26 protein-coding genes are annotated in these 26,710 nt (G+C 71.9%); 8 read left to right on the forward strand and 18 right to left on the reverse strand.

Annotation, left to right across the window (positions count from 1 at the left end):
* Positions 1–2 precede the first annotated feature (2 nt).
* The 16 genes from ABZS58_RS27465 to ABZS58_RS27540 all read right to left on the reverse strand — a co-directional run bounded on the left by ABZS58_RS27465 (position 3) and on the right by ABZS58_RS27540 (position 19,193).
* Complete coding sequence (locus ABZS58_RS27465; protein ID WP_354786084.1) at positions 3–671, reverse strand: ATP-binding cassette domain-containing protein; 669 nt, start codon at positions 669–671, stop codon at positions 3–5.
* Positions 671–1,354 carry an ABC transporter ATP-binding protein gene (locus tag ABZS58_RS27470; protein WP_354786085.1) on the reverse strand — a complete coding sequence of 228 codons (684 nt, stop codon included), beginning with the start codon at positions 1,352–1,354 and terminating at the stop codon, positions 671–673. Before ABZS58_RS27470 ends, ABZS58_RS27465 begins: the two co-directional genes overlap by 1 nt.
* Positions 1,341–3,785, reverse strand: coding sequence for a hypothetical protein (locus tag ABZS58_RS27475; protein WP_354786086.1), 2,445 nt, complete (start codon positions 3,783–3,785; stop codon positions 1,341–1,343). Before ABZS58_RS27475 ends, ABZS58_RS27470 begins: the two co-directional genes overlap by 14 nt.
* A gap of 512 nt (positions 3,786–4,297) precedes the next feature.
* On the reverse strand, positions 4,298–5,239 hold the full coding sequence (locus tag ABZS58_RS27480; protein WP_354786087.1) for a hypothetical protein: 942 nt from the start codon (positions 5,237–5,239) through the stop codon (positions 4,298–4,300).
* The gene (locus ABZS58_RS27485) at positions 5,236–6,804 is read right to left on the reverse strand and encodes a hypothetical protein (RefSeq protein WP_354786088.1); all 1,569 of its coding nucleotides are present in this window, start codon (positions 6,802–6,804) and stop codon (positions 5,236–5,238) included. Before ABZS58_RS27485 ends, ABZS58_RS27480 begins: the two co-directional genes overlap by 4 nt.
* A 166-nt stretch (positions 6,805–6,970) precedes the next feature.
* On the reverse strand, positions 6,971–8,518 hold the full coding sequence (locus ABZS58_RS27490) for an AMP-binding protein (RefSeq protein ID WP_354786089.1): 1,548 nt from the start codon (positions 8,516–8,518) through the stop codon (positions 6,971–6,973).
* Positions 8,515–10,026 carry an AMP-binding protein gene (locus tag ABZS58_RS27495; RefSeq protein ID WP_354786090.1) on the reverse strand — a complete coding sequence of 504 codons (1,512 nt, stop codon included), beginning with the start codon at positions 10,024–10,026 and terminating at the stop codon, positions 8,515–8,517. The genes ABZS58_RS27490 and ABZS58_RS27495 overlap by 4 nt, the downstream gene beginning before the upstream one ends.
* Positions 10,026–10,520: a VOC family protein gene (locus ABZS58_RS27500; RefSeq protein WP_354786091.1), complete on the reverse strand. Its 495-nt coding sequence runs from the start codon at positions 10,518–10,520 to the stop codon at positions 10,026–10,028. Before ABZS58_RS27500 ends, ABZS58_RS27495 begins: the two co-directional genes overlap by 1 nt.
* A gap of 7 nt (positions 10,521–10,527) precedes the next feature.
* Positions 10,528–11,430, reverse strand: coding sequence for an SDR family NAD(P)-dependent oxidoreductase (locus ABZS58_RS27505; protein ID WP_354786092.1), 903 nt, complete (start codon positions 11,428–11,430; stop codon positions 10,528–10,530).
* Between the two features lie 80 nt (positions 11,431–11,510).
* Positions 11,511–12,695, reverse strand: coding sequence for an acetyl-CoA acetyltransferase (locus ABZS58_RS27510; protein ID WP_354786093.1), 1,185 nt, complete (start codon positions 12,693–12,695; stop codon positions 11,511–11,513).
* Positions 12,695–14,128: a zinc ribbon domain-containing protein gene (locus tag ABZS58_RS27515; protein WP_354786094.1), complete on the reverse strand. Its 1,434-nt coding sequence runs from the start codon at positions 14,126–14,128 to the stop codon at positions 12,695–12,697. The genes ABZS58_RS27510 and ABZS58_RS27515 overlap by 1 nt, the downstream gene beginning before the upstream one ends.
* A 15-nt stretch (positions 14,129–14,143) precedes the next feature.
* Positions 14,144–14,935, reverse strand: a complete 792-nt coding sequence (locus tag ABZS58_RS27520) for an ABC transporter ATP-binding protein (RefSeq protein ID WP_354786095.1) — start codon at positions 14,933–14,935, stop codon at positions 14,144–14,146.
* A complete protein-coding gene (locus ABZS58_RS27525; RefSeq protein ID WP_354786096.1) occupies positions 14,932–15,807 on the reverse strand; it encodes an ABC transporter permease in 876 nt (291 codons plus the stop codon). The genes ABZS58_RS27520 and ABZS58_RS27525 overlap by 4 nt, the downstream gene beginning before the upstream one ends.
* A gap of 4 nt (positions 15,808–15,811) precedes the next feature.
* On the reverse strand, positions 15,812–16,810 hold the full coding sequence (locus tag ABZS58_RS27530; protein WP_354786097.1) for an ABC transporter permease: 999 nt from the start codon (positions 16,808–16,810) through the stop codon (positions 15,812–15,814).
* Entirely contained in the window at positions 16,807–17,670 is an 864-nt protein-coding gene (locus tag ABZS58_RS27535) for an ABC transporter ATP-binding protein (protein WP_354786098.1), read from the reverse strand. Before ABZS58_RS27535 ends, ABZS58_RS27530 begins: the two co-directional genes overlap by 4 nt.
* Before the next feature lie 2 nt (positions 17,671–17,672).
* Complete coding sequence (locus ABZS58_RS27540; RefSeq protein ID WP_354786099.1) at positions 17,673–19,193, reverse strand: ABC transporter substrate-binding protein; 1,521 nt, start codon at positions 19,191–19,193, stop codon at positions 17,673–17,675.
* 197 nt (positions 19,194–19,390) lie between these two features.
* Here ABZS58_RS27540 and ABZS58_RS27545 point away from each other — a divergent pair, with 197 nt between their 5' ends.
* From ABZS58_RS27545 to ABZS58_RS27575, 7 genes are all read left to right on the forward strand, one after another.
* Positions 19,391–20,113, forward strand: coding sequence for an enoyl-CoA hydratase/isomerase family protein (locus ABZS58_RS27545; protein WP_354786100.1), 723 nt, complete (start codon positions 19,391–19,393; stop codon positions 20,111–20,113).
* Entirely contained in the window at positions 20,110–20,931 is an 822-nt protein-coding gene (locus ABZS58_RS27550; RefSeq protein ID WP_354786101.1) for a VOC family protein, read from the forward strand. Before ABZS58_RS27545 ends, ABZS58_RS27550 begins: the two co-directional genes overlap by 4 nt.
* Complete coding sequence (locus tag ABZS58_RS27555; RefSeq protein WP_354786102.1) at positions 20,928–21,440, forward strand: flavin reductase family protein; 513 nt, start codon at positions 20,928–20,930, stop codon at positions 21,438–21,440. The genes ABZS58_RS27550 and ABZS58_RS27555 overlap by 4 nt, the downstream gene beginning before the upstream one ends.
* A 155-nt stretch (positions 21,441–21,595) precedes the next feature.
* Positions 21,596–21,781 (forward strand): hypothetical protein, encoded by a 186-nt coding sequence (locus ABZS58_RS27560; protein ID WP_354786103.1) that lies wholly within the window; start codon positions 21,596–21,598, stop codon positions 21,779–21,781.
* A 52-nt stretch (positions 21,782–21,833) separates the two neighbouring features.
* Positions 21,834–22,709, forward strand: coding sequence for an RNA polymerase sigma-70 factor (locus ABZS58_RS27565; protein WP_354786142.1), 876 nt, complete (start codon positions 21,834–21,836; stop codon positions 22,707–22,709).
* Between the two features lie 150 nt (positions 22,710–22,859).
* Positions 22,860–23,801 (forward strand): SDR family oxidoreductase, encoded by a 942-nt coding sequence (locus ABZS58_RS27570; protein WP_354786104.1) that lies wholly within the window; start codon positions 22,860–22,862, stop codon positions 23,799–23,801.
* 2 nt (positions 23,802–23,803) lie between these two features.
* Positions 23,804–24,649 carry a helix-turn-helix transcriptional regulator gene (locus ABZS58_RS27575; protein ID WP_354786105.1) on the forward strand — a complete coding sequence of 282 codons (846 nt, stop codon included), beginning with the start codon at positions 23,804–23,806 and terminating at the stop codon, positions 24,647–24,649.
* Here ABZS58_RS27575 and ABZS58_RS27580 read toward each other — a convergent pair.
* Both ABZS58_RS27580 and ABZS58_RS27585 read right to left on the reverse strand, forming a co-directional pair.
* Entirely contained in the window at positions 24,646–25,380 is a 735-nt protein-coding gene (locus ABZS58_RS27580) for an SDR family oxidoreductase (RefSeq protein WP_354786106.1), read from the reverse strand. The genes ABZS58_RS27575 and ABZS58_RS27580 overlap by 4 nt on opposite strands.
* A gap of 260 nt (positions 25,381–25,640) precedes the next feature.
* Positions 25,641–25,883: a hypothetical protein gene (locus ABZS58_RS27585; RefSeq protein WP_354786107.1), complete on the reverse strand. Its 243-nt coding sequence runs from the start codon at positions 25,881–25,883 to the stop codon at positions 25,641–25,643.
* A 227-nt stretch (positions 25,884–26,110) separates the two neighbouring features.
* Between ABZS58_RS27585 and ABZS58_RS27590 the strand changes: the two genes are divergently transcribed.
* Positions 26,111–26,710, forward strand: coding sequence for a TMEM175 family protein (locus ABZS58_RS27590; protein ID WP_354786108.1), 600 nt, complete (start codon positions 26,111–26,113; stop codon positions 26,708–26,710).

A 26,710-nucleotide genomic window follows, 5' to 3' on the forward strand; every position in this document is an offset into this window, starting at 1 on the left:
CCTCACCGCGGTTGCGACACACCGCCCAGGTTCCCGGCGGCGCGGCGGGTGTCCGCGGCGAGGCGGCCGTCGTGCAGGGTCAGGACCCGGTCGGCGCCGGCGATCACCTGTTCGTCGTGGCTCGCGACGACCACGGCGTGGCCCGTGTGGGCGTGGGAGCGCAGCACGTCCAGGAGCAGCTGGACGCGGGCGGGGTCCTGATGGCCGGTCGGCTCGTCGGCGAACAGGAGCACGGGCGACAGGCGCAGGGCCTGGGCGAGGGACGCGCGCTGCTGCTCCCCGCCTGACGCCTGCGCCGGCAGCCGATCCGCGAGGTGGGCGATGTCGAGGGTCCGCAGCAGCTCGCCGGTCGGGTAGCCGGTGTGCGTCGACAGCAGCGCGGGCAGCTCGACGTTCTCCCGGATGCTCAGCTCCGGCAGGAGGGCGAGGGACTGCGGCACGAAGCTCGTCTCGTGCCACCGGCTGCCGAGCCGCGTCGTCACGGTGCCGGTGTCCGGGGGTTCGTGTCCGGCGAGGACGCTGATGAGGGTGGTCTTGCCCGAGCCGGACGGGCCCGCCACGACGGTCAGCTCGCCGGCGTGGATCTCCACCGAGACCCCGTCGAGCGCGGTGACCCTTCCCGCGCCCGGGTAGCGGCGCGTGACCGAGTGGGTCGTCACCACCGGCGTCATCACATCGCCTCCTGAACGACCCGGCCGGCCTGCAGCCGGACCACCCGGTCGGCGCGCTGCCAGACGGCGGGGTCGTGGGTGGCCGCGATGACCGCCACGCCGGCGTCGGCGATGACCCGTAGGGCGGCGACCACGGCGTCGACGTTGCCGTGGTCGAGCTGGCCGGTCGGCTCGTCCGCCACCAGCACCGACGGCGGACCGACAGCGGCGAACGCGATCGCGACCCGTTGCCGCTCGCCGCCGGACAGCTGGTGGGGCAGATGCCCGGCCCTGCCGGCGATGCCGAGCGGCTCCAGCAGCGCTTCGCCGGTCACCTCGGGCACACCGCGGATCTGTGCGGCGAGCCGCAGGTGCTCGCGGACCGTCAGATAGGCGAGGAGGTTGTCGCCGGGGTCCTGGCGCACCAGGCCCAGCCGCGACCGGCGCAGCCGGGCACGGCCGGCCGCCGACAGCGTGCCGATGTCCTGCCCGGCGATCGTGACCGTGCCCTCGTCCGGGCTGTCCATGCCGGTCAGCAGGCGCAGCAGGGTCGACTTGCCGGAGCCCGACGGGCCGATCACCGCGGTGATCATGCCGGCCGGGGCGCTGACGTCGACGTGCACCAGGGCGGGCACCAGGTGGCCGTCGACACGATACGAGCGGGAGACACCCACGCAGCCGGCGCCCTGTTCAGTCGATGTCACGCAGTACCTCCGAGATCCGGCTGCGGGTGAGCCGCCAATGGGTCACCACCGCCACCAGGACGGCGAAGCAGCCGACCGCCGTGAGCAGGCCGGCCATCACCGACCAGGGGAAGGACAGCACGGTGCCCGGCGGCGCGGCGGGGTCGACGTTGAGCTGGTCGCGGACCGCCACGGCGGCGGTGACCGCCAGGCCGAGCCCGGCCGCGCACCCGGCGACGAGGGAACCCGCGAACTCCGCCAGCAGCAGCCACCCCTGCACCGCGGAGCGCAGCCCCATCAGCCGGAGCATCACGTACCCGCGGCGCAGCACGCGCAGCCGCGACTCCAGGTACAGCAGGAAGCCCACCATCGCCACCGTCGCGGTGAGCAGCGACAGCGCCGACAGATAGGCGAACGTGTACGTCACCGGCTGGTAGAACGTGCTCGCGTGGCGGTCGCCGGCGACGGAGAACGACACGACCCGCAGGCCCGCCGCGTCGACGGCCGCGCGGATCGGTGCCGGGTCGCCGCGCACCCACAACTGGGGAACGGCGCGGGCCAGCACCTCCTGACCGACGGCCGCCCGGTCGACGAGCAGGACCGGATACCCGCCGCGCGGGGCAGGCAGCGTCGACAGGGACGTGACCTCGAGGTCGACCGGAGGGTCGGCGCCGAACGTCATCGTGGCCGCGCCGTCCGGCACCGGCGCCGATGCGATCGCCGCCTTGACAGGTGCGCCCAGGCCGCGGGTCGCCTCGGCGAGCGTGGTGTCGTCGAGACGGTCGTCCCAGAACGCGATGTCGGCGAACGTCGCCGGGTCGACCGCCAGCAGCGACACCTGCCGGTCGTCGAGCTGCACGTAGTCCACGCGCAGCACCGGCGTGGCCCGGCCGCGCAGCGCTGCGGGGACGGCGGGGACCGCACCCGGCTCGGCGAGGGTGATCACCACGTCGCTGCCGGCGCCGAGCCTGGCCTGCGCGGCGAGCGTGGCGCTGACGGTCCTGGTCGCCGTCGCGCCGTAGACCGCCACCGCGACGGGCACCGCCGTGATCAGGGCCAGGGTCACCGCCGCCGCGGCGGAGTGCCGCAGCCGCCGCCGGTACAGCAGCCGCACCGCCGACCGCGCCGTCGTCGTCGTGCGGGTCCGCCGCCGCACCGCCGCCGTCGCCAGGCGCGCGCCGAGGACGCAGAGGCACAGCATCGCCAGCATCGGCACGACGAGCAGCTTCCCCGGGATCTGCACCATGGTCCCGTACTGGCTGGCGAGCCGCACCATGGACCGGTCACCGCCGGTGAACCAGTAGCCTGCCGCCGCCGCGAGCAGCAACAGCTCCCACGGCACCGCGGCCAGCCGGCGCCGGACCCGCGCTCTGGGGGTGGACTCGCCGGTCAGGGGCCGGCACGCGACACCGGCGGTCACGCCGAGCACCGCCGTCGCGGCGAGGAACGCGGCCGCCGCGGCGAGCATCGACTGCACCAGCGCCGCGCCCGACACGTCACTGCTCGGCCCCACCTGTGCGACCAGGAGCCCGGCCAGCCCCCAGCCACCCACGGCACCGGCGGCGAGGGCGGGCAACGCCTCCAGGGCGGCCTTGACCCCCAGCCAGCGCGCGGTCGCGCCGAACGTGGCGAGGACGATGAGTTCCCGCTCACGGCGACGGACCCAGAACGCGCCCGCCGCCATCACGACCGACAGCCCCACCAGCAGACCGCCGGCGCTGATCGGCAGCACCGACCCGCGCAGCTCCCGCTCGACCAGCGCCGCCCGGCCCGCCAGCGGCGGCAGGGCGGTGCGGTACAGGATCCGGTCGTCGTACGCGGTGGTGCGCAGCTGGTCGTGCATCGCGGTGATGCCGGCGGCGAGCCGGGTCGCCTCGGGCGCGGTCAGGTCGATCGTCGCCGGAGCCCGCTCGATGCGCTGGGCGGTCCGGATGTGCGCGCCGCTCGCGACCGCCAGCATGGTCGCCCGATCAGCCAGGAGAAGGTCGAGCACCGGCACGTCGCTGCCGAGGCCGCCCGCCTGCTGGGCCGGATCGCCGCGGTACAGCGTCGAGATGCCGCACCAGAACGGGTCGTCGCCGGACCGCTCACGCAGGTCCCGGTAGATCGCCACGACCGGCACCGCCGTCGGCTCCCAGACCCGCCGCACGTTGTCGGCGCTCCACTCCTCGACGTTCGGGGAGATCGTGAGGGTGTCCCCGGGCCGCAGCCCGTGCTCGGCCGCGAACCGGTCAGGCAGCCACAACCCGTGGCCGGGACCGCCGGCGATCCGCTGGACGTGTCCTTCGAAGCCGTTCCGCCCGGCGATGTTGACCCTGTTGTCGCCGACCGCCACCTCCGCGCTGACCAGGGTCACGGCCGGGTCGCCGAGCCCTTCCGCCGCGGCCTCCGCCTCCTGCGCCACCGCCGCCGCCAGCACGGTGGGGTCGACGGGCCGCTCTGGAGCGATCACCTGCGATCCCAGGGCCGCCGGGCACACCGGGGAGATCCTCGCCGCAGCGTCGCACTCCCCGCCGACGACAGGAACACCGGCCCGGCCGCCGCCGGCAGAACCGCCACCGCCGTCGCGACCGCGATCGCCACGGCCACACTGGGCCGCCGGACCAGCAACAACGGCGCCCGCCGCCACGGCGCGAGCAACAGCCAACCGCCACGAGCCATCCCGCGCATCCATCCTCCGGCCCGCAACGTACACGCCCACCGGTGAGATAGACCCGCACCACCCGGCCCCGGTTGCCCGCCACGCCGTCCGTCGTCGGCAGGTCCTGGATAGAGGCACGCGACCGCTGCGGGCGGCCCGTGACAGGAACGACGCCATGCCCATCGGGTCCGTCGCGCGCGTGGCGGGTGTCGCCGACGAATACTGCCTGGTCGCCGCCGTCGCGGACCGCGGCGGATGGGTGCCTCGTGTCAAGCAGGGCGAGATCGTCCGGCCCCTGCCGGTGGCGGCTCGCGACCTGATGGTCAGGACGTCTCTGGCACGACGGTGACCTGCGGTGATGCGGCAGGACCGTTGTGGAAGGCCAGCCCGGCCGTGTCCATCGCGGCTCGGAGTTGGCGCAGGGCGTAGGGCCCGACGCCGTGGAGTGCCTGCACCTCGGCCTCACTGAGCTCGGCGACCTGTTCGAGGCGGGTCACGCCGTGCGTGGTGAGCGCGCGGGTCGCGGCCGCGCCGAGGCGTGGCAGCGGGATGCCCGGCTCCGGCACCGGCCGGCCCGGGGTCGCCCGGGGATGACCCTCGTGGTCCAGGACGGCGGCGCCGCGCGCCGAAAGCAGGTAGCCGATGTCGAGCGATTCGGTCAGGCCGCGCTCCTTGAGCTTGCGCACGTTCTGTTTGAACGCCGGGGTGTCGCGGCCCATCCGTTGTGCGAGGTCGGGTGCCCGAGTGGCCGGCAGTTCGTCGATCAGCAGCAGCGTTGCCCGGGTCCAGGGCCCGGTCGGTGAGGCGCGGTCGAGCCGGTCGAGCCACGCGACGATCGTGTCGATCTCCGCGGCGTCGGGCACCGCCTCCCGCAGCGCGTGCCGCGGGTCGTCACCCACGTACCGTAGCCCGATCCGATACACCGGCCGGTCGGAGTGGAGGCGGTCCAGTCCCTGCCGGAGCGCGGTCAGCGACGCCGCGCCGGCCCGGCGGGCGTCCGCGGCCGTCAGCGACCTCACCGGCACACGGTCGACGGACGTGACCTCGACCAGCCCGACCGCCGTACGCATCCGGGTGCCGACCTTGACACGAGGCTGTTCCCACCGGCGGAACGCCACGTCGACCTCGCCGGCACGGATTGCCGCCAGTTCCGCGGGACGCATCTGCATGGCCCAGTTCAACACACCACGACCCATCGCCGCGCCCGACTCGCGGGCCGCGTCCCTGGTGCGGAGGATCGCCTGGACAGGGTGCCGTCCGGTCACGCTGGCGCTGACTCGCGCCAGATTCGCCACAGCAGCTCGGCCGGCAGGTCCTTCGCCGCCGCCGCCTGCCGGCGACGCTTCGGATCGGCGAGGTCGGCCGCCACCTTCGCGGTCATCTCGTCGAACGTCCGCGGCCGCCGCCGGCGGGCCACCGCGGCGATCTCCTCGTCCTTGTCCTCGGCGAGCCGCGCGAGCCGCTCGGCGTCCATCCAGCGCGACGCGAACACGACCTCCCGATGGCCTTTGCGCGGCGAGCGCAGCAGTTCCTCGAACAGGAATCCCGGCAGCCGCGGATCGTCGGCGAACGCCACGGCGGCCGGCTCGCGATGGCCGATGCCCATCCCGGACCACAGCAGCTCGACGAGCAGCGAGACCGGCACCCGGTCGCGGTTGCTTCGGGCCACCTCGAACCGGACCTCCGGCGCACCGTGGGCGGCGAGCGTTGCCACCACGTCGTCGGGCAGGTCGGTCCGGTGCGCCAGGGAGTACCGGTGCATGAGGCTGTCGCTGCTGGCGTAGTGCAGGACCTCGTCCAGCGGTGCCTCGACCACCCAGTCGAGGCGTTCGAGGTGCCCGGCCACGTCGTGGTACAGGTACTTCGTCAGCATTCCGGCGGGCAGGCCGGGCTGGCTCGCCACGCCCAGGCGGACGTCGAGATCCTCGTCCTGGGCCAGGTCCACGAGCACGTCGGCCGGCAGGCCGGGGTTGCTCGCCACCATGGCCCGCACGTCCCGGTCCGGGTCGGCGGCCAGCCGCCGCAGGAGCTCGGCCGGCAGCGCCGGGTTGGCGGCGGCGAGCCACCGCACGGCGAAATCGTCGTCGGCGAGCAACACCGGCACCGTCTCCGCCGGCAGGCTCGGGTTGCGGGCCAGGGCGAATCGGACGTTTCTGTCCGGATCACCGGCGAGCGTCGCCGCCGTTTCGGCCGTGAGCTGCATCCGCACGATGACCTCGGGCCGCCGGGAGCGGTCGTCCGCGATCAGCCGTGGCACCAGCGGCGCCGGAATCGGGAACCGGTCACACTCCACCACCCACGTCCACAGGTCGGGATCGGCGGCCAGGCGGGCGTGCGCGCGGGCGGCGGTGACGTCGTCGCCGCGGTACAGGTCGAACACGTCCGGGCAGCCGAGCCGGACGGCCGCCGCGCGCCGTACCTCCTCGGGCGCCTCGGCACTGGCCAGCAGCCGATGCTGGACGTTGCGGGACTCGTCGGCGGCGAGGATCTCGTAGACCTCGGGCGGGTTGTACCGCGCCAGCGTCGCACGCACCCAGCGCGGCCGGGACAGCAGATCCCACCGGACGTCCGGCACCGGGTCGCGGGCGAGGCGGACGAGGACGTCGTCGGGCACGCCGGACACCCGGCCCAGCCCCAACCGCACGAGGGTGTGCGGGCTGTCCGCGAGCACCTGGAACACCTTCGGCGCCAGCGCACCGTAGGGCGAGAGCATCCGCCGCTGGGTCTCGGCGTCGTGCGTCGCCGCCATCGCGACCAGCAGGTCCTCAGGCACGTTGGGGTGCATCACCAGGTCTGTGATCAGCTGTTCACGGAAATCGCCGAGAGCCACGGCCGGGGAGTGTAGGACCGATGTGCAAGGACCGACCGAACCGGCCGTTCGCACCGCATCCAAGTCGACCTTGACGACGAGCGCGCCCGAACCGACGTGATCGCAGCCATGACGAGAGTGATCGTGGGTTTGTCCACCCGCGCGTTGCAGCGGGAGCTGATGGCTGTCAGTCGTGCGGAAGCGGCTCGTAGGTCCAGTCGGGGTGCAGCGTGGGGCGTTGGTCGCGGAGGGTGCGTTTGAGGACCTTGCCGGACGGGTTGGTGGGGAACTCGTCGACGAGGTAGATCTCCTTCGGGACCTTGAACCTGCCGAGGTGTTGACGGGCGTGCTCGATGAGTGACTCGGCGGTCAGGCCGGGCCGGCCGATGACGAACGCGACCGGGACCTCCTGCCACTTGGGGTGCGGCGCGCCGATCACCGAGGCGGCGAGGACGAGGGGGTGGTCGGCGAGGACGTTCTCGATCTCCGCGCTCGCCATGTTCTCGCCGCCGCTGCGGATCATGTCCTTGAGGCGGTCGCGGATGTACAGGTAGCCGTCGGCGTCGAAGCAGCCGACGTCGCCGGTGTGGAACCAGCCGTTGCGGAAGGCGTGGGCGGTCGCGGCCGGGTCGTCGAGGTAGCCGGGGCTGACCTTCGGGCCGCGGGCGACCACCTCGCCGTTCGAGCCCACCGGCACGTCGTTGTCGTCGGCGTCCACGACCCTGACCTGCACCCACGGCACCGGGATACCGACGGAGCCCTGCTTGGACTCCATGTGGGCCTGGTCGAGGTACGTGAGGCCGCTGCACGTCTCGGTGAGGCCGTAGCCCTCGATCAGCCGCGCGTTGGGGAACAGCTCCCTGGCGACGGCGAACAGCGCCGACGTCACCTGCGAGTAGATGAGCCACCGCACCGACGAAAGGTCCGCGGGCGTGTCGGAGCGGCGGACCATGTCGAGCATCGTGGCGGCCATGACCATGCCGGTGATGCGTTCGGCCTCGATGGCCTGCCGCACCGACGAAGGATCGAAGCGGCGTTGCAGCACCATGCAGCCGCCGACGTGCCAGATGCCGTAGCCGGGCAGGTCGGTGCCGCCGACGTGGTACAGCGGCGCGAAGTTGAGGATCCGGTCGGTGGGGCGCAGGCCGAGCTCGACGATCTGGGCGTGCATGTTCATGTTCACGTTGCCGTGGGTGAGCATGACGCCCTTGGGCAGGCTGGTCGTGCCGGACGTGTAGATGATGCGCTGCAGGGCGTCGTCGGCCAGGTCGGCGTCGGCGACCCGCTCCCCCCGGTGCGCCTCGATGAGGGCCCGCAGGTCGGTCCACGCGGCGGAGATCGGCTCGAGGGCGAGGCGGCGCACGTCGGGCAGGTCGGCGATCGCGGCGTTGGTCAGGCCGGCGAACTCCGGTACCGTCGCGACCGCCTGAACTCCGGCGTGCTCGAGGAGGTGCGCCAGCTCCCCGGGGGTGAGCCGGTAGTTGAGCGGCACGAAGACGGCGCCGAGCTTGGACAGCGCCAGGGACAGGATGAGGAACTCGGGCACGTTGTTCGCGATGATCGCGACCCGGCTCCCCTGCCGCACGTCCGAAGCGGACAGCCCGGCGGCGAGCGCGTTGACGTCGTCGTCGAGCTGCCGGTGCGTCCACCGCCGCCCCTCGAAGACGAGCGCGTCCTTGCCACCGAAGCGCAACGCGTTGCCCGCGAGCATCGCGGCGATGTTCGCGGTGCTCATGACTGCCTCAATGAACGCTTGAGGACCTTGCCGGAGTCGTTGCGCGGCAACGATGCAACGACGTCGACATACTTCGGCACCTTGAACTTGGCGAGGTTCGCCGCGCAGTGCGCGCGGATGTCGTCAGCCGTCGCGGTGGCGCCGTCGCGGAGGATGACGAACGCCTTCGGTACCTCGTCCCACTGCGGGTCGGGGACGCCGATGACGGCGACCTCCGCGACGTCCGGGTGCTGCGCGATGACCCGCTCGATCTCGGCGCCGGCGACGTTCTCGCCGCCGGACTTGATCAGGTCGGTGCGCCGGTCGACGAACCACAGGTAGCCGTCGGCGTCGATGCGGCCGACGTCGCCGGTGAGGAACCAGCCGTCGCGGCGGGAGCGCCGGTTGGTCTCCTCGTCGTTCCAGTACCCGGGTGAGATCTTCGCGCCGCGAATGATGATCTCCCCTTCGGTGCCGGGCGGGACCTGCCGGAAGTGATCGTCGACGATCCTGATGTGCACGCCGGGGAACGGGGCGCCGAGCGCGCCCATCTTGCTCTCCTCGTGCGCGGCGTCCATGTAGCAGACGCCGTTGCACAGTTCGGTCATCCCGAACGTGTCGATGAGCCGCACGTGCGGCAGGCGCCGCTTCACGTCGCGCCGTACGGTGGGTGCGACCCCGGCGAACAGCAGGTACCGCAGCGCCGACAGGTCCGGGGGTTCGGGCAGGTCGAGCAGGCCGAACAGGATCTGCGCGGCGAGGACCATGCCGGTGATGCGTTCGCCGGTCGCGATCCGGGCGATGTCGTCGGCCTTGAACGTCGGTGTGAGCACCATCGTCGCGCCGGCGGTGAAGATCGCCAGGCCGGGTGCTTCCAGGCCGCTGACGTGGAACAGCGGCGCCGAGATCAGGATCCGGTCGTGCTGGGTCAGCTCCAGTTCGAGGACCTGGGCGAGGTGGTTGGCGGTGAGGTTCCCGCAGGTGTGGATGACGCCCTTCGGGTGCGCGGTGGTCCCGGAGGTGTACAGCAGCCGGTGGATGTCCCCGGGCACCTTCTCGGCGTCGGGGACCCGGACCCCGGCCGGCTGCCGGTCGAGGAGCGCGGACAGCGGCTGCGCGTCGCCGACCACCTGTGCGCCGTTGGCGACCGCGGTCGCGATCCCGGTCTTGGCGCAGAGCTCCGCGGCGGTGTCGGCGAAGTCGTCGTCGTAGAGCAGGCAGGTGATGCCGGCCTGGTTGATGACGTAGGTCTGCTCGGTGACGTGCAGCCGCCAGTTCAGCGGCACGGAGATCGCGCCGATCCGGGCGAGGGCGAGCAGCTCCAGGACGTAGGTGGCGGTGTTGCGGCCGAGCACCCCGACCAGGTCCGAAGCACCGATGCCGGCGGACAGCAGGGCCGCGGCGTGCCGGTCGACGTCGGCGTCGAGCTGGGCGTAGGTCCAGCGGTCGGCGCCGTCGACGAGGGCTTCCCGGTCCGCGCGCCGCAGCGCCTGCAGCCGCAGGGTCTCGGCGAAGTTGGCGGCGCCCATCAGTTCGCGGTTCCGCTTCGGTACGCCAGGATCTCCTCCCGGCTCGGCAGCGACACGAATTCGAGGAGGTTGCCGTCGAGGTCGCGGGCCGCGAACGCGGTGATGTAGCCGTAGTTGTCCAGCAGCACCCGGTTGGGTTCGCCGAGGCATTCCGCGCCGAGCTCGGTCATCCGCCGGTGCAGGTCGCCGATCTCCTCGACGGGCACCTCGAAGCTGAGCAGGAACGTGCCGAGCTCGAGGTGCCCAGCGGTCGCGGTCCTGGTCTTGGTGCCGCTCCACTCGATGAGCTCGAGCTGCCCGATCTTGCTCGGCCCCTGCATGTACTGCACCTTGCCGGTGGTGCCGGCGGGGAGGCCGAGGGAGACCTCGATCCCGGGCCCGCCGACGTCGCTGCGCAGGGTCCTGCGGTAGCCCAGGGCCTTTTCGTAGAAGTCTGCGGCCCGGTCCACGTCGGACACGGTCATGGCCACGTGGTGCACTTCGCTGACCGGCATTACACACTCACTTTCCGGAAAGTACCTTCTGGATCAGTTCGACCTCGTCAGCGCCGCTGTCCGGGACGATGAAGTCGTCCAGGGAACAGATCTCGTCGAGCGCGCCGAGGATGTCGTCGGGCGAGGCCGGCTCGTCGCCGCCGTACCAACCCGGGGTGACACCCAGGAAGATCCGGCCGACGCGGCCGCCGCCAACGGTGAGGATGTGCCGGTTGAGGGTGCACTGCTCCGAGGCGAGGAACGTGCCGACGGCGGCGACGTGCCGCGGGTCGAACCGGTCGGCGAGCTCGCCGAGCAGGCCGTCGGTCATCCGGGTCGCGGCGGTCGGGGCGATCGTGTTGACCAGGATGCCGCGCCGGGCGCCCTCCAGGGACAGCACCTGCATCAGCCCGGCGAGGCCGGCCTTCGCGGCGCCGTAGTTGGACTGGCCGAAGTTGCCGAGCAGCCCGGACGACGAGCTGGTGAGCACGACCCGGCCGTACCCTTGCGCGGCCATGATCGGCCAGGCGGGGCGCAGCACGTTGAACGCGCCGGTGAGGTGCACGTCGAGGACGGCCTGCACGTCATCGTCGGTGAGCTTCGCCAGGGTCCGGTCGCGCAGGATGCCGGCGTTGTGGATGACGGCGTCGACCTTGCCGTACGCGTCGACCGCGGTCTGGACGAGGGCCGCCCCGCCCGCCGACGTCGCCACGGAGTCCGTCGACGCGGTGGCGGTGCCGCCCGCCGCGCGGATCTCCTCGACGACCTTGTCCGCCGCGCCGCCGGTGCCCGTGCCGTCGAGGCCGCCACCGAGGTCGTTGACCACCACGGACGCGCCGTGCTCGGCGAGGGACAGGGCGTGCGCCCGGCCGATGCCGTTGCCCGCCCCGGTGACGATCACGACCCGCCCGTCCAGCCGAACCCCGCTCATTCGCCCTCCGCTTCGCTCCGTGCGCCTGAGCTCCGAACTGTGACCATGATGAGCGGCCTCTCCGCTTCGCTCCGGCCCGCTCATCGCTCGCTGCCCAGGACGGCGACGAACGCGACGCAGGAGCCCGGCTGGCCGCCGAGGTTCTGCGCGACGGCGAGCTTCGCGTCCGGCACCTGGCGGGCCCCGGCGTCGCCGCGCAGTTGGGTGAAGCACTCGAACATCATCCGCAGCCCGGTCGCGCCGATCGGATGGCCGAAGGACTTCAGACCGCCGTCGGTGTTGACCGGCAGTCCCCCGCCGAGGTCGTAGCGGCCGTCGAGCAGGTCACGCCACGCCTTGCCGCGCTCGGAGAACCCGAGGTCCTCCATCAGTACCACCTCCGTCGGGGTGAAGCAGTCGTGCACCTCCGCGAGGGAGATCTGCGCGGCCGGGTCGGTGACGCCCGCCTGCTCGTAGGCCTGCCGGGCCGCGGCGACGACCTCGGGGAAGCTGGTGAAGTCGTAGCCGTCGGAGGCGAGGCCCGCACCGGATCCGGCGACGAAGCTCATCCCCTTCAGATAGACGGGTTTGCTGGTGTACCGGTGGGCGTCCTCGGCCCGCACGATGATGGCCGCGGCGGCGCCGTCGGACACCCCGGAGCAGTCCATGACGCCGAGCGGACCGGCGATCCTCGGCGAGTTCTCGACGGTCTCGACGGTGACGGCCTTGCGGAACTGGGCGCGGTCGTTGAGGGCCCCGTTCGCGTGGTTCTTCATCGCGACCTTCGTCAGGGCGCTGCGCATGTCGCGGGCGTCGACGCCGTACGCCTCCTGGTAGGCCGGGGCGAGCAGGGAGAACCCGGCGGGGGCGGTCCAGTCCACGGCGGTGCCGTCGTCCGGCGGGTACACCGCCGACAGCCCGGAGAAGGAGGAGTCCTTGAGCTTCTCCACGCCGGTCGCCATGACCATGTCGTAGGCGCCGGAGGCGACCGCGAACACGGCGTTGCGGAAGGCCTCCGAGCCGGTCGCGCAGTAGTTCTCGACCCGGGTGACGGGCTTGCCGGTCAGCCGCAGCGGCCGGGCCAGGGTCTGCCCGGACATGCCGGAGCCCTGGGTGCCGACCCAGAACGCGTCGACGTCGTCGAGGGTGACCGACTCCAGCGACCCGACGCACTCCTGCACGGCGTCGACGAGCAGGTCGTCGGCGGAGGAGTTCCAGTGGTCCCGGAACGGGGTGCATCCCATCGCGATGATCGCGACGTCGTGGGTGGTGCGTCTGCTGCCCATCACTGACCTTCCGTAAGCGGCGCCGGGCGGAGTTTCCAGAAGTAGTTGTGGATCGCGTCGGTGGTCCACAGCCGGCGGAAGACCGGGGTCATCGCCATGCCGACGGTGACGTCGCCGGGCGGGACGTCGGTGGCGTAGACGCTGAGCCGGCCGCCGCCGTCGACGTCGGCGATGACGACCGCGACCTCCGGCTCCGGCATCGTGGTCAGGTGGTCGCGGGTCACGGAGACGACCCGGGCGGTCCTGTCCCGCAGCGACACCTTCGCCTCGCCCGCCCCGGCGATGCCTGCGTCTCGCTGCGCCGCCGTCGCCCCGATTCGGCTTTCACTGGCGTTGATGCCGCAGGCGGCGCAGACCCGGGTCGGCGGGGTGGTGACCCGGCCGCACGCGCCGCACTGGCTGCCCTCGAGGCGGTACTTCCAGCCGGCCCGGCGGTGCATCGGCGGTGCCGCCGGCGCGGGTGCCGCGGGCCGGGCCGGTCCCTGCACGTCGAGGAGGCCGCGCCAGCGCAGGTACCGGCCGTACCCGAGCTGCTGCCGCGCGGCGAGCTGCTCGCGGACCGGCGGGCCGGTGCGGGCTTCCCGGATCCCGTCGCCGACGCGGAACACGAACGCGTCGGCGCCCTCGGTCGCGGACAGCAGCAGGATCGTCTGCCCCGGTTCGGCGTCGTCGAGGGTCGCTGCGAGCAGCAGCCCCGGGTGGGCGGCGCCGGTGAAGCCGGTCGCGCGTTCCAGGGCGGCGTCCTGCCCGGCGCCGCGCAGCGCCTTGCGGAGCGCGGCCGCGGCCCGCGGGTTCGACGACGACACCACCACGTGGTCGACGGCGTCCAGCGATGCCTCGGCGAGGGCGCGTCGGGCCGCGTCGACGCCGGCGGCGGCGAGGATCTCGGCGGTGAACCGCTCGTCCCAGACCCGGTCGTGGCGTTCGCCGGGCAGCCGCCACCGTTCGAGGATCTCGGTGGTGTGCCCGGCCCGTCCCAGCAGTGCCGCGGCCCTCGCGCCGCCACCGGCGAACGCGGCGGCGGCGTCGCCCTGGCCGAGCTCGTCGGGGGCGCCGGGGCGGGTGGTGCGCACGTCGGCCGCGGCGGCGAGGGCACCGGCCCGCAGCACCAGGTCCAGGGCGGTCGCCCCGGAGCGGTGCCCGCGCAGATCGACGGCGCTGACCCCCGGGTCCAGGCCGAGGGCCTCGTGCACGATCCCGGCGGCCGTCTTCGCCTCGTAGGGCGCGGTCGTCGTGGCCAGCAGCAGCGGCCCGCCGGCGGCGGTCAGGTGCCGCAGCGCCTCGGCGGCCATCGTGACGACGTCCTCGTCATAGGCGGCGACGCCACGGGACGGGCCACCGGTCCTCGGCGGGCCACCGGCGTCGAGCCGGTTGTCGGTGAGCACGTAGGCGGGCAGGTACGCCGCGTACGCCTCGATTCCCTGATCAGGCACAACTCGCTCCACGGGTCAGGTCCATGAGGGGATGGCGGCGAGCAGCCGCCGGGTGTAGTCCTGCTGCGGCCGGTCCAGCACGTCCTCGACGCCGCCCTGCTCGACCACCCGGCCGCGGCTCATCACCGCGATCCGGTCGCAGAGGTCGCTGGCGAGCATCAGGTCGTGGGTGACGAACAGCAGGCCGATGCCGAGCTCGTCGACCAGGGTGCGGAACAGGCCGACGACCTTGGTCTGGGTGGTGACGTCGAGCGCGGTGGTGCACTCGTCGGCGATGACGAGCGACGGGCGGGTGACGACGGCCAGGCCGATCGCGACCCGCTGGCGCAGCCCGCCGGACAGCTGGTGTGGGTAGCTGTCCAGGACCCGGGCCGGGTCGCTGATCCGCATCTGCTCGAGGACCTCGACCGAGCGCCGCTCGACGTCGGCCTTGGTGATGCCGCGGACGTGCCGGCGCAGCACCTCGCCGAGCTGGGTGCGGACCTTCATCAGCGGGTTCAGCGACCGGGACGCGTCCTGGAAGACCATGCCGACGGCGGTGCCGCGGATCCGGTCGGTGCGGTCGACGCCGGGCCCGACCACCACGTCCCCGGCCAGTTCGACGGCGCCGGCCTCGACGGTGACGTTGCGTTCGAGCAGGCCGACGACGGCGCGGGCGAGGGTGGTCTTGCCGCTGCCGGACTCGCCGACGACGCCGACGATCTGGCCGCGGCCCACGTCGAGGTCGACACCGTCGAGCAGCCGGAGGTGCCCGGTGGCGAGCCGGGCCGAGATGGACAGGCCGGACACGTGCAGCAGGCTGGTCATCGGCGCCTCTTGCGGGGGTCGTAGTGGGTGAGCAGCGCGTCGCCGAGCAGGTTGACCAGCAGCACGAGGACGGTGACGGCGAGGCCGGGGAAGAACGCGATCCACCAGGCCGTGCTCAGCTCGTCCTGGCCGGCGGCCAGCAGCGAACCCCAGCTGTTCATCGGGGGTACCACACCCAGACCGAGGAAACTGAGCGCGCTCTCGATCAGGATCGCGGTGCCGACCTGCAGCGTGCCGAGCGCGACGATCGTGCCGCCGAGGTTGGGCAGGATGTGCCGGAACACGATGCGCAGCTCCGACGCCCCGGCGGCGCGCAGGCCGAGCACGAACTGGCGTTCTCGGATGACCATCGTCGCCGAGCGGGTGACGCGGGCGCAGACGGCCCAGCCGGTGAGCGCGAGGACCAGGAACAGCACCGGCAGGGAGCTGCCGCGGTTCGCGATGATCGCCAGGGCGACGAGGATGAACGGCAGGGCCAGCTGGGCGTCGATGAGCACGGAGATGACCCGGTCGACCCAGCCGCGGAAGTACCCGGCGAGCAGGCCCAGCAGGGTGCCGGGGCCGATCGCGACGATCGCGCCGACGAGGCCGATCATGATGGTCAGCCGGCCCGCCTCGATGAACTGGGTGAGCAGGTCCTGGCCGAGCTTGTCGGTGCCGAGCGGGTGTGACCAGGAGCCGCCGGACAGGAAGCCGGGCGCCTGCCGGGTCGCGTCGAGGTCCTGGCCGGCGGCGGGGAGCAGGCCGGTCAGCGGCAGGACGAACACGGCGACGGCGACCACGGCGATCGGCAGCGCGAGCCAGAACACCGACGTCCGTTTTGACCGGCGGGGCGCCTCCGCCGCTTTGAGTTCGAGCTCGAGCTGGCTCACGCTCTCACCTCACCCTCGGGTCGACGATCGAGTGGATGACGTCGACGAGCAGATTGAGCAGGACGAAGACCAGCGCGCCGAACACGACGATCGCCTGGACCAGGGGGAAGTCGCGGAACTGGATGGCCTGCAGGGCGAGCTGCCCGAGGCCGGGCCAGGAGTACACGTATTCGACGGCGACCGCGCCGGACAGCAGGATGCCGGTCTGCAGCACGACGATGGTGAGGATCGGCATCATGGCGTTCTTGAACGCGTGCCGCCACACCACCCGGCGGCCGGTGATGCCGCGGGCCTTGGCGGCGTCGATGTACGGCTCCGCGAGCGCCTCGCTCATCGACGCGCGGGTGAGGCGGGCGATCTGGGCCATCGGGTACACCGACATCGTCAGCGCCGGCAGCACCAGGTGCGCGGGGGTGCCGGACTGACCGGCCGGCAGCCAGCCGAGGTTCACGGCGAACAGCACCACCAGCATCATCCCGAACCAGAAGACCGGCACGGACTGGCCGAGCAGGGCGACCGTCGACGCGGCGCGGTCCCACCAGGTGCCCTCGCGCCTGGCGGCGAGCACGCCGAGCGGGACACCGACGAGGATGGCGAGGGCCATGCCGCCCGCGACGAGCTGCAGCGTGAACGGCAGCCGGTCCATGATCATCGAGGTGTTCGACTGGTAGAACTGCAGCGAATCGCCGAGGTCTCCGGTGAAGACGCCCTTGAGGTAGTCGAAGTACTGCACCAGCAGCGGTCGGTCGAGGCCGAGCTCGTGGCGCAGGGCCTCGCGCTGCTCGGGGGTCGCCATCGGGCCGAGGATGGTCGTGGTCGGGTCGCCGGACAGCCGGCCGAGCATGAACGCCATGCTCAGCGCGATCAGCAGCGACGCCAGCAGGGCGGCGACCCGGGCTGCGGCGCGGCGCAGCGCACCGGCCCGCGCCTTCTTGCCGTTCTTCCCGGGCGTGCCGGGCTTGGCCATCGGGACCGCGACGTTGTTCACTGTGCCGGTCTTCACTGCCGGGACCTCCATCGTGCGCCTGGCATCGCGGCGAGCAGCTCGCGGGTGTATTCGTGCTCGGGCCGGGCGAAGACCGTCTCGCAGGGCCCGGACTCGACGACCCGGCCGTGGTACATGACGTGCACGACGTCGCAGACCGAGCGGACCACGGCCAGGTCGTGGCTGATCATGAGCAGGGCCGCACCGGTGGTCGCGCGGATCTCCTTGAGCAGCGCGAGGACGTCGGCCTGCACGGAGACGTCGAGGCCGGAGGTCGGCTCGTCGGCGACGATCAGCCGGGGCCGCATCAGCAGCGCCCGGGCGATGCACACCCGTTGCGCCTGTCCTCCGGAGAGCTGGTGCGGGTAGCGGTCGAGGATCGAAGGCTCCAGCCGGACCCGCTCCAGCAGGGCGGTGTCCTCGATCCACGAGGTGCGCTCCGGCTGCAGCGAGCGCAGCTCCCGCAGCCCGGACAGCACGGACTGGCGGGGGTCGAGCGAGCCGTGCGGGTCCTGGAAGACCACCTGCGCCTCGGGCCGCAGCCGGCGCAGCTGCTTGCGGCCGACCGAGGACAGCGAGTGCCCGAGCAGCCGGATGTCGCCCTCGCCGCGGGTGCCGAGCCCGGTCGCGGCCATCGCGAGGGTGGTCTTGCCCGAGCCCGACTCGCCGACGACCGCGACGCTCTCGCCGGCGCCGATGCGCAGCGACACGTGGTCGACGGCCCGGAACACCTCGCCGGTGCGCCGGTTGCGGTGCTCGACGACCAGGTCGTCGACCTCCAGCACCGGCGCGCCCCGCTCCGGGTCCGCGGTCTGTTCCAGGGCGCGGGGGTGCCGGGCGTCGCCGCCCGGCATCCCCTTCTGCACGACGTCGGACATTGTCAGCGGGTCGTCTGCGTGAAGTCGACGGTGTTCAGCGGACCGAACACCAGACCCTTGACGCTGCCGGCGGTGGCGTAGTTGAACACCTGCCGGTACAGCGGCACGTAGCAGTGCTTCTCGACCACGCCGATCGTGTTGAGCTCCTCGTAGATCGGGGCAGCCGCCGCGGCGTCGGTCTGCTCCAGGGCCTTCTGGGACAGCTCGTCGATCTTCGCGTCCGGGCAGTTGCCGGTGATCGACTTGGTCTTCATGAAGCCGCTGGTGAAGAAGTCCGGGACGGCGACGTTGGGCACGCCGGCGAAGATCGCGATGCCGGGGACCTGGCGGCCGACGACCCGCTTCACGAGGGTGCCGTAGTCGATCGGCACGTAGGTGACCTTGAAGCCGGCCTTCTCGAGGGCGCCACCGACGGCCTGGGAGACCTCTTCGATGTTGGTGTACTGCGCCGCCGGGTAGTGGATCTGCACGGCCGGGGCCGAAGCGCCGACGAGCTCCTTGGCCTTGGCCGGGTCGGCGGTCACGCTCTGCGCCGGCTTCTGGCCGGGGCTGACGTTGAGCAGGCCGGCGTCGGCGACGGCCTGGCCGTCGAAGATGCCCTTGACGATCGCGTCCCGGTCGATGGCCAGGGCGGCCGCCTCGCGCAGCTTCGGGTCGTCGAAGGGCGCCTTCGTCGAGTCCAGGAACGCGATGATCTTGATAGCGGTTTCGGTGCTCGTCACCGCGATGCCCGCCTTCTTGGCCGTGGTGGCCTGGGCCGGCGGCAGGTCGAAGGAGACGTCCACACTCTTACTCTGGATCAGGGCGAGCCGCTGTGCGGCCTCGTTCGCCCAGGTGAAGGTGATGCCGTCGTTGATCGCCTTCTTCGAGCCCCAGTAGTCGGGGTTCTTCTTGACCGACATGTCGCGGCCCGCGTTCGAGCCGGCCCACACGTAGGGGCCGGTGCCGACGGGGGCGGCGGCGAAGCCCGCCGTGCCCTTCTCCTGGTAGTACTTCGGTGGCACCAGGTAGACGGTGGTGAGCAGGTCGGCGAAGTTGTACTGGGAGGTCTTGGTCTTCACCACGACCGTGGTCGCGTCCGGCGCCTGGATGTCGGCCACGTTGGTGAAGTACGACTTGAGCTGCGACGCCGCGGTGTCACGGGTGAGCGTGAGGGTGTTGGCGACCGCCGCCGCGTCGGCCTTCTCGCCGTTGCTGAAGCTGATGTCGGGCCGCACCTTGAACGTCCAGGTGGTCGGGTCGGTGCGGGTCCAGCTCGTGAGCAGGCCGGTGTCGATCGGCTTGAGGCTGGCGTCGGTGTTGATCAGCGGCTCGATCATGGTGGCCCAGACGATCTGGGCCGACCGCGCGCCGACGATCGGGTCGAGGGTGGCGGGCTGGGCTGCGAGCAGCGCCCGGACGGTGAACGGGCCGGCCGACTGCGCGGTGCCGGGCTCCGAGTCACCGCAGGCGGTGAGGCTGGCGCTCGCGAGGGCAAGGGAGGCGACCAGCGCCAACGGCCGCCGGGATCGCAAGGAGTTCATGAGCATTATGGACGTCCTTCACAACGATGGACCCGTCATGTCGCCGCAGGGCGCGGCCGTGACGCTGGCCACAAAGTACCGACCAGCCGGTATCAAGTCAACAGGTCGAACCGGTGTCGCCTCCGTGACGGTCGTGTGACACACCCACGTCTGCCAGCATCGTTGTGTTCATACCGACTGGTATGTATGATCCGCCCGTGGCCATCAACCTGACCCGCGAACACGACGGTCGCGTCGCCCGCGTCCGCTACGACAACGCGGCCCGCGGCAACTGCTTCGACGACGACGCGCTCGCCGAGCTCGTCGCCACGATGGAGACCGCCGCCGCGGACGACGCCTGCGCCGTGATCCGGCTCGACATGGCCGGCCGGCACTTCTGCGGCGGCTGGGACACCACGTCCTTCGGCGCGCTCGCCGGCGCCGGCCAGGAGGCCGTCGCCGCCGGGCTCCGCGACAGCGACACGGCACTCGGCCGCATCAGGCGGCTGCCGGTGCCCGTGGTCAGCGCGGTCCGCGGAAAAGTCATCGGCTTCGGCGTCGGCCTGCTCGGCGCCATCCACCTGCCGGTGGCCGCCGCCGACGCCCGGCTGTCGCTGCCCGAGGCCCGCTTCGGCTTCGCACCCGCCGGCGTCGGCCACCTGATCGCCCAGGCGCTGCCCCGCCCACACGCGTACGCACTGGTGACCGGCGCGAGCACCGCGACCGCCACCCAGCTGCTCGGCTGGGGGCTGGTCGCCCGGGTGGTCGCCGCCGACGACCTCGACAGCGAGGTCGACACCCTCGTCGACGCGCTCGCCGCCGTGCCGCCGCACACCCTGCGCGCGGTCGTCGAGGTGGTCGAGTCGAGCCTCGCCACCGGCTCCCCCGAACACGCCTACCAGGTCTCCGCCCGCACGATCGTCGCGAGCGTGACCGCGTGACGCGGGCGTTCCAGGCCGGCGAGGCCGTCTGGGTGGAGCTGTGCACCACCGACCCGCAGCAGGCCGAGGACTTCTACCGCGAGCTGCTCGGCTGGACCGTGCGGCACGAGCAGCTCGGCGCCACCACGTACCGGATGTGCAGCGTCGACGGGCACGATGTCGCCGGCATCTCCGACGCCGCGGGCCTGCACGGCGGACGCCCCCGGGGCTGGATCGCCTACTTCGCCGTCGACGACGTCACACGCTGCGCCGACCAGGCGGTCACGCTCGGCGGGGAGCTCGTCACCCCGCCGCGCTACCTGCCGGCGGCCGGCACCGGCGCCGTGGTCATCGACCCGTTCGGCGCGGCGTTCGGCCTGTACCAGGGTGAGTCCCGCGCGGGGGTGCAGACGCTCAACACCGTCGGCGCCCTGTGCTGGAACGAACTGGACACCGGCGAGCCGCAACGCTCGGTCGCCTACTACCAGGACCTGTTCGGCTACACCACGCAACAGCGCGACGACTCGCCGACCGCCCGTCCGTACACGGTCCTCATGCTCGGCGACGTCCCCGTCGCCGGCGTCCTGGAACTGGACAACGAGTGGCCGAACATCATCCCGTCGAAGTGGATCACGTACTTCAACGCCGGCGACCTCGACGACGCGCTGACGCGGGTGTCCGACCTGGGCGGCATGCCGACCGTCGGCCCCGTCGACAGCCCGCACGGGCGGCTCCACCTGGTGAAGGACCCCGGCGGGCACACCCTCTGCCTGGTCCAGCTCGAAGGCGGCCTGCGCCCCGACGCTCCTCACTCTTCTCACCCGGCGGTGGACCGATGACGACCGAGCCCCTCTTCGACTCCGCCGAGTTCCGCCAGGTCTGCGGGCACTTCCCCACCGGCGTCACCGCCGTGACCGCGACGGCCGCCGGCGGCGCCGTGGCCGCGCTGACCGTCAACTCGTTCACGTCGGTCTCCCTCTCCCCCGCCAAGGTGCTGTTCTGCGTCGCGACCTCGTCGTCGAGCTTCAAGGTGCTCGTCGCCGCGGACCGGATCGCGATCCACATCCTCGGCCAGGACCAGGAGGACATCGCCCGCCGGTTCGCCACCTCAGGCCTGTCCGGCGCCGAGAAGCTCAGCGGCGTCTCCTGGTCCCCCGGCCCCGACGGCGTCCCCCTCCTGCCCGGCACCCCCGCGATCCTGGCCGGCGTCCGCGACGACGTGATCACCAGCGGCGACCACGTCATCGTCCTGCTGGACATCGACCACGTACACCTGAAACCGACAAAGGTCCCGGCCCTGTCCTTCTACCGCGGCCGCTTCGTCGCCCCCACCGGCCCCACGGAGTAGCTCCCGCCAGGGTCCGGCGGACTCCCACAGCGGTGCTCGAAGCCGTTGCGCAGGTAGCAGTCAACCGCGCGGACAACCCGGTGGATCGCTGTGCGCCCGCGAACAGGAATCCACCGGGTTGTCACCGCCGAGGACGGGCCCGCGCAGATGTCCGCGTGTTTCTGCCATGCCTGGACGGCGATGTCGCCGCCGCGCCGCCCTCCAGCGCGGGGCTGCGGGTCGCGCTGGAGCGGCTGGCGGTCCTCAACGAGCGGATCGCCACCCAGCCCGACGTCCGCGACCGGCTGGAAGCCGCACTTCGGAACAGGCGGTATGCGACCGGCGCTCAGGCTCGCGAGTGATGGACAGCGGTTAGCCTGGGAGTCGCAAACGACCTTGGGGGAACAGCCGGTGGTGGGAGATCTCGACGACGCGGCGTCGATTTTCACGGGCGTGCGTCGACGCTTGTTCGGGATCGCGTACCGCATGCTCGGCAGCGTCAGCGAGGCCGAGGATCTGGTGCAGGACGTCTGGCTGCGCTGGCAGACGACCGATCGCAGCGTCGTCAACAATCCGGGGGCGTTTCTGGCGACGACCACGACGCGGCTGGCCATCAACGAGTTGCAGTCGGCCCGGGCGCGCCGCGAGACGTACATCGGGCCTTGGCTGCCGGAGCCGGTCGACACGAGCGCAGACCCGTTGCTGGGCGCCGAGCGCGGGGAGGCGCTGGAGCTCGCGGTGCTGATGCTGATGGAGAAGCTCACGCCGCACGAGCGGGCGGCGTACGTACTACGGGAGGCGTTCGACTACCCGTACCAGCAGATCGCCGCGATCCTGCAGTCCACCGAGCCGGCCGTCCGCCAGCTGGTCAGCCGGGCGCGCAAGCACGTCGCCGGCGGGCGGAAGCTCCCGGTGCCGCAGACCGCGCAGCGGCGGCTGCTGGCGACCTTCCTCGATGCCGCCCGCACCGGCGACCTCGAGATGCTCGAGAAGCTGTTCGCGGCCGAGGTGGCGAGCGTCTCCGACGGCAACGGCGCGCGTCAGATCTCCCGCAAGGCGGTCGTGGGTGCGGCCCGGGTGGCGAGGTACACGGCGGCGTTCTCCAGCTGGTACTGGGAGGGCGTGGACGTGCGGTGGGTCACGACGAACGGGCAGACCAGCGCGGTCATGCGCCGCGGCGACGCGCTGCTCGGCATGGTCACGATCAACGCCTCCGAGACCGGTATCGATCAGGTGCTGTGGATGATGAACCCTCACAAGATCGCGGCGTTCGCCACTGTCACAGCGTGAGCGCCTGCCCTGTCATGGCTGCTGGCAGCGAGAGACAGAAGACGGAGGTTGCCTGTCTGCACTGTGTCCCGCTGCCTGGAACCGGCTGACGGCGCAGCCTTGTACTGGCAGTACATGGCTGCGAACGACCAGCGGCGTCAGCGTTGAGGCATGAAGAAGGTGGCCATGCACAACACCGTTGATCTGACCGGACGGCTCGCCGTGGTGACCGGAGCGAGCAGTGGCCTTGGACTCGGCCTGGCGACCCGCCTGGCCGCGGCCGGTGCCGAGGTCCTCCTGCCGGTCCGCGACGAGGCAAAGGGCGAAGCCGCGCTGCGCCGCATCCGCGCTGAGGCGCCCGGCGCCCACGTGTCGCTCCGCGAGCTCGACCTGGCCGCGCTGACGTCGGTCGAGGCGCTCGGGGACGCCCTGAACGCCGAAGGGCGGCCGATCCACATCCTGATCAACAACGCCGGGCTGATGGCGCCGGCCACGCGGCACGTCACCGCCGACCGCCTGGAGCTGCAGCTCGGGACCAACCACATCGGGCACTTCGCGCTCACCGGCCGGCTGCTGCCACTGCTGAGCGCCGGCGGGGCCCGGGTGACGACCATGACCAGCAGCGCGGCGCGGCACGCCAAGCTGAACTGGGAAGACCTGCAGAGCGAGGGGTCGTACGCACCGGTCCGGGCGTACAACCAGTCGAAGCTCGCGAACCTGATGTTCGCGCTCGAGCTCGACCGGCGTTCGCGAGCGGCCGGGTGGGGAATCGTCAGCAACGCCGCCCACCCGGGCACGACCCTGACCGGCCTGTACGCCACCGGCCCCAACCTGGGCCGGGAGAAGCCCTCGCCGATCGAGGCCGTCATGCGGCGCCTGGCGAGCTGGGGCGTGCTGGTCCAGGGCGTCGACCGGGGCCTGCTCCCGGCACTGTACGCGGCCACCAGCCCCGAGGCGGAGGGTGGCCACTTCTACGGCCCGGACGGGTTCGGCCAGTTCACCGGCGGTCCGGCCGAGCTGGACCTCTACCGTCCGGCACGCGACGGGGCCGGGGCCGCCAGGTTGTGGGACGTCTCGCAGCGTCTCGCCGGTGTCGAGTTCGCGGCGGTGTGAGCATGGACCGTGAACGGCTGGCCGAGTACCTGCGCACCCGTCGTGAAGCCCTGCAACCGGAGGATGTGGGGCTGCCCCGCGGCCGGCGGAGGCGCACGCACGGCCTGCGCCGCGAAGAGGTCGCGGTGCTCTCCGACATGTCGATCGACTACTACAGCCGCCTCGAGCAGCCGCGCGGCCCACACCCCTCCGAGCAGATCCTCGGCGCGCTCGCCCGCGGGTTGCGACTGTCCATGCAGGAGCGTGACCATCTCTTCCGGCTGGCCGGGTACGCCACTCCGCGCCGCTCCACCGACAACCACGTCAACCCTGGGATGATGCGCGTCTTCGACGGTCTGCGAGATGCCGCGGCGCAGGTGGTGAGCCCGCTCGGCGATACATTGCTGCAGACCCCGCTGTCCGTCGCCCTGATCGGCGACGAGAGCGTCCACAACGGTCTCGCGCGCAGTCTGCACTATCGCTGGTTCACCGACCCGGCGACGCGGCTGCTCCGGCCCGCGGAAGGGCCGCTCATCGTCGCGGACCTGCACGAGTCGTACATCCGTGACGGCAAGGACTCCCGGGCGGGCGCGCTGGTCGGCGCGCTGCTCGCGGAAAGCCCGGAGTTCGCCGCGCTCTGGCGCGAGCACCCGGTGGCGAGCCGTTACTGTGGCCAGGTCCGGCTCATGCACCCGGAGGTCGGGCCGATCGACCTGCACTGCCAGCGGCTGATCGATCCGGACCAGTCGCAGCAGCTGGTCGTCTACACCGCGCAACCCGGCAGCGAGAGCAGCGAGAAACTCGAGCTTCTGAAAGTGATCGGCGGCCAGCACCTCGACGAGGCGCCGGCCGCCGATCACGGCGCCTAGCGGGTCAGCCAGTCGCGGTAGGCGGTCTTCGCGAGGACTGCGCCCTCCGGGGCGGTCAGGACGTCGCCGGACACCGCGCCGAACATGCCGGCGGTCGGGTCGACGACGACCGTGCGCTGGTCGCCCTTGGCGGCCAGCGCGGCGCGGCCCCACTCGTCGAGCGTGAAGACCTCCGGGCCGGCCACGTTCCGGGTGCCCTGCAGCGGCGCACCCACGGCGACGTCGGCCACCGCCTTCGCGACGTCGGCCGACGCCATCGGCTGCACCGGCGTGCCGGGCAGCCGCACCGTGTCGCCGTCGGCGGTCCAGGAGAGGATCGCGTCGACGAACTCGAAGAACTGGGTGGCGCGGACGATCGAGTACGGCACCGGGCCGGCCTTCAGGATCTCCTCCTGCAGCACCTTGGCGCGGTAGTAGGCGAGGTCCGGCACCTGGTCGACGCCGACGATCGAGAGGATCACGGTGTGGCCGACGCCCTCGCGCTGCGCGGCCGCCAGCAGGTTGTCCATCGTGGTGCGGAAGAAGTCGGCCGATGCCTCGTCGAAGGTCGGCGAGTTGGTCAGATTCAGCACGACGTCGGCGCCCTTGAGCCCGATGTCGAGGCCCTCGCCGGTGAGCAGGTCCACCCCGTTCGACGGGGACAGCGGCACCGCATCGTGCCCCTCGGCCTGCAGGATCTTGACGACCTGCGACCCGATGAGCCCGGTGCCACCCAGCACGGCGATCTTCATGTCTTTCGCTCCCTCTGTTGCGGGTTTACCTGTCTGCGTCAGCTATGACCGGACGGCACCGCCGGTTGTGACCGACGGTCGTCAGATATTTCGAGGTGTACTGAAGGTGAGCAGGTCGGCCGGGCCGATGGGGCCGGCGGCGAGCCGGCCGTCGAGGCGTTTCGCACGCTGCGCCCGGCGGCATCAGCCCGTAGCGGGCCGGTCCACAGCGCGCACCAGCCTGAGACAACGGTCGCGGGCGGCCATGTGGCTGCCAGCTCTCAGGCACCTCGGTCGCGGTCCCGCTCGGCGGGTCGTGGGCCGCCTTCCAGGGCCTCGACTGCGCCGAGAAGGCTGCGGAGGCCCACTTCCTCGCGCTCGGCATCCGCCGGGTCGAACATCCACTCGTCGATCGGCACTGCGAGGGCGGCATCGAGCGGGCTGGTCTCGGCCTGTGCCAACTCTGCCCTGACGTTGTGCTCGAGCCTATGCAGGAAGGTCTCGTCGCCGGCGGGGAAACTCATCTTTTCCTCCATGCGGTGCGCGGGTGAACACCAGTCATGACAGGGCAGCCCGGCGACGTGTGACACGCCGGCGGGGTGTCACAGATTCCACGGCTGCCCGGTCTTGGCCGGTGACGACACAAAGACCGGCGACCACGGTCCCCAGCCGGTATCGGCCATCAGCAACAGGGGCAGGACATGACAGCGTCGAACAAGTGGATCCTCAACGGGCGACGGGCGGCAGGGCGGTGAGGACCAGTCGACTCGAAGCGTTCAGTGACGGCGTGCTCGCCATCATCATCACGATCATGGTGCTGGAGCTGAAGGTGCCGGAGGATCACGACCTCGCCGGGCTTCTTCACACGACCGGCGTCGGGCTGCTGACCTATCTGCTCAGCTTCGTCTATGTGGGCATCTACTGGAACAACCACCATCACATGTTCCATCTGGTGCGGCAGGTCGGCGGCGGCGTGCTGTGGGCGAACCTGGCACTGCTGTTCTGCTTGTCGCTGTTCCCGTTCACGACGGCCTGGATGGACGAGTCGAGGTTCGAGCCGACCCCGGTCGTCATGTACGGCCTGAACCTGCTCGCCGCGGCCATCGCGTACTTCGTGCTCCAAACCGTGATCATCCGAGGGCAGGGACCGGACTCGCCGCTGAGGCGGGCCGTCGGCCGTGACCTCAAGGGCAAGCTCTCCCCCGTGCTCTACCTCGCCGGGGCCCTCAGCGCTCTGTCGATCGACCGGAGCGGACGCATCGGCGTCTGGATCGCCCTGGCGTGTTTCGTCGGCGCGGCGATCATGTGGATCATCCCCGACCGCCGCATCGACCGGGTGGTCCGCGAGTAG

Origin of the sequence: Dactylosporangium sp. NPDC005555, assembly GCF_040605635.1 — a bacterium.
Classification (GTDB): Bacteria; Actinomycetota; Actinomycetes; order Mycobacteriales; family Micromonosporaceae; genus Dactylosporangium.

What these genes read in the sequence shown, in the direction of transcription:
- ABZS58_RS27465 (WP_354786084.1), bottom strand. Translation starts at nt 671, where the DNA reads ATGACGCCGGTGGTGACGACCCACTCGGTCACGCGCCGCTACCCGGGC.
- ABZS58_RS27490 (WP_354786089.1), bottom strand. Translation starts at nt 8,518, where the DNA reads ATGAGCACCGCGAACATCGCCGCGATGCTCGCGGGCAACGCGTTGCGC.
- ABZS58_RS27495 (WP_354786090.1), bottom strand. Translation starts at nt 10,026, where the DNA reads ATGGGCGCCGCCAACTTCGCCGAGACCCTGCGGCTGCAGGCGCTGCGG.
- ABZS58_RS27500 (WP_354786091.1), bottom strand. Translation starts at nt 10,520, where the DNA reads ATGCCGGTCAGCGAAGTGCACCACGTGGCCATGACCGTGTCCGACGTG.
- ABZS58_RS27505 (WP_354786092.1), bottom strand. Translation starts at nt 11,430, where the DNA reads ATGAGCGGGGTTCGGCTGGACGGGCGGGTCGTGATCGTCACCGGGGCG.
- ABZS58_RS27510 (WP_354786093.1), bottom strand. Translation starts at nt 12,695, where the DNA reads ATGGGCAGCAGACGCACCACCCACGACGTCGCGATCATCGCGATGGGA.
- ABZS58_RS27520 (WP_354786095.1), bottom strand. Translation starts at nt 14,935, where the DNA reads ATGACCAGCCTGCTGCACGTGTCCGGCCTGTCCATCTCGGCCCGGCTC.
- ABZS58_RS27535 (WP_354786098.1), bottom strand. Translation starts at nt 17,670, where the DNA reads ATGTCCGACGTCGTGCAGAAGGGGATGCCGGGCGGCGACGCCCGGCAC.
- ABZS58_RS27540 (WP_354786099.1), bottom strand. Translation starts at nt 19,193, where the DNA reads ATGAACTCCTTGCGATCCCGGCGGCCGTTGGCGCTGGTCGCCTCCCTT.
- ABZS58_RS27555 (WP_354786102.1), top strand. Translation starts at nt 20,928, where the DNA reads ATGACGACCGAGCCCCTCTTCGACTCCGCCGAGTTCCGCCAGGTCTGC.
- ABZS58_RS27570 (WP_354786104.1), top strand. Translation starts at nt 22,860, where the DNA reads ATGAAGAAGGTGGCCATGCACAACACCGTTGATCTGACCGGACGGCTC.
- ABZS58_RS27575 (WP_354786105.1), top strand. Translation starts at nt 23,804, where the DNA reads ATGGACCGTGAACGGCTGGCCGAGTACCTGCGCACCCGTCGTGAAGCC.
- ABZS58_RS27580 (WP_354786106.1), bottom strand. Translation starts at nt 25,380, where the DNA reads ATGAAGATCGCCGTGCTGGGTGGCACCGGGCTCATCGGGTCGCAGGTC.
- ABZS58_RS27585 (WP_354786107.1), bottom strand. Translation starts at nt 25,883, where the DNA reads ATGAGTTTCCCCGCCGGCGACGAGACCTTCCTGCATAGGCTCGAGCAC.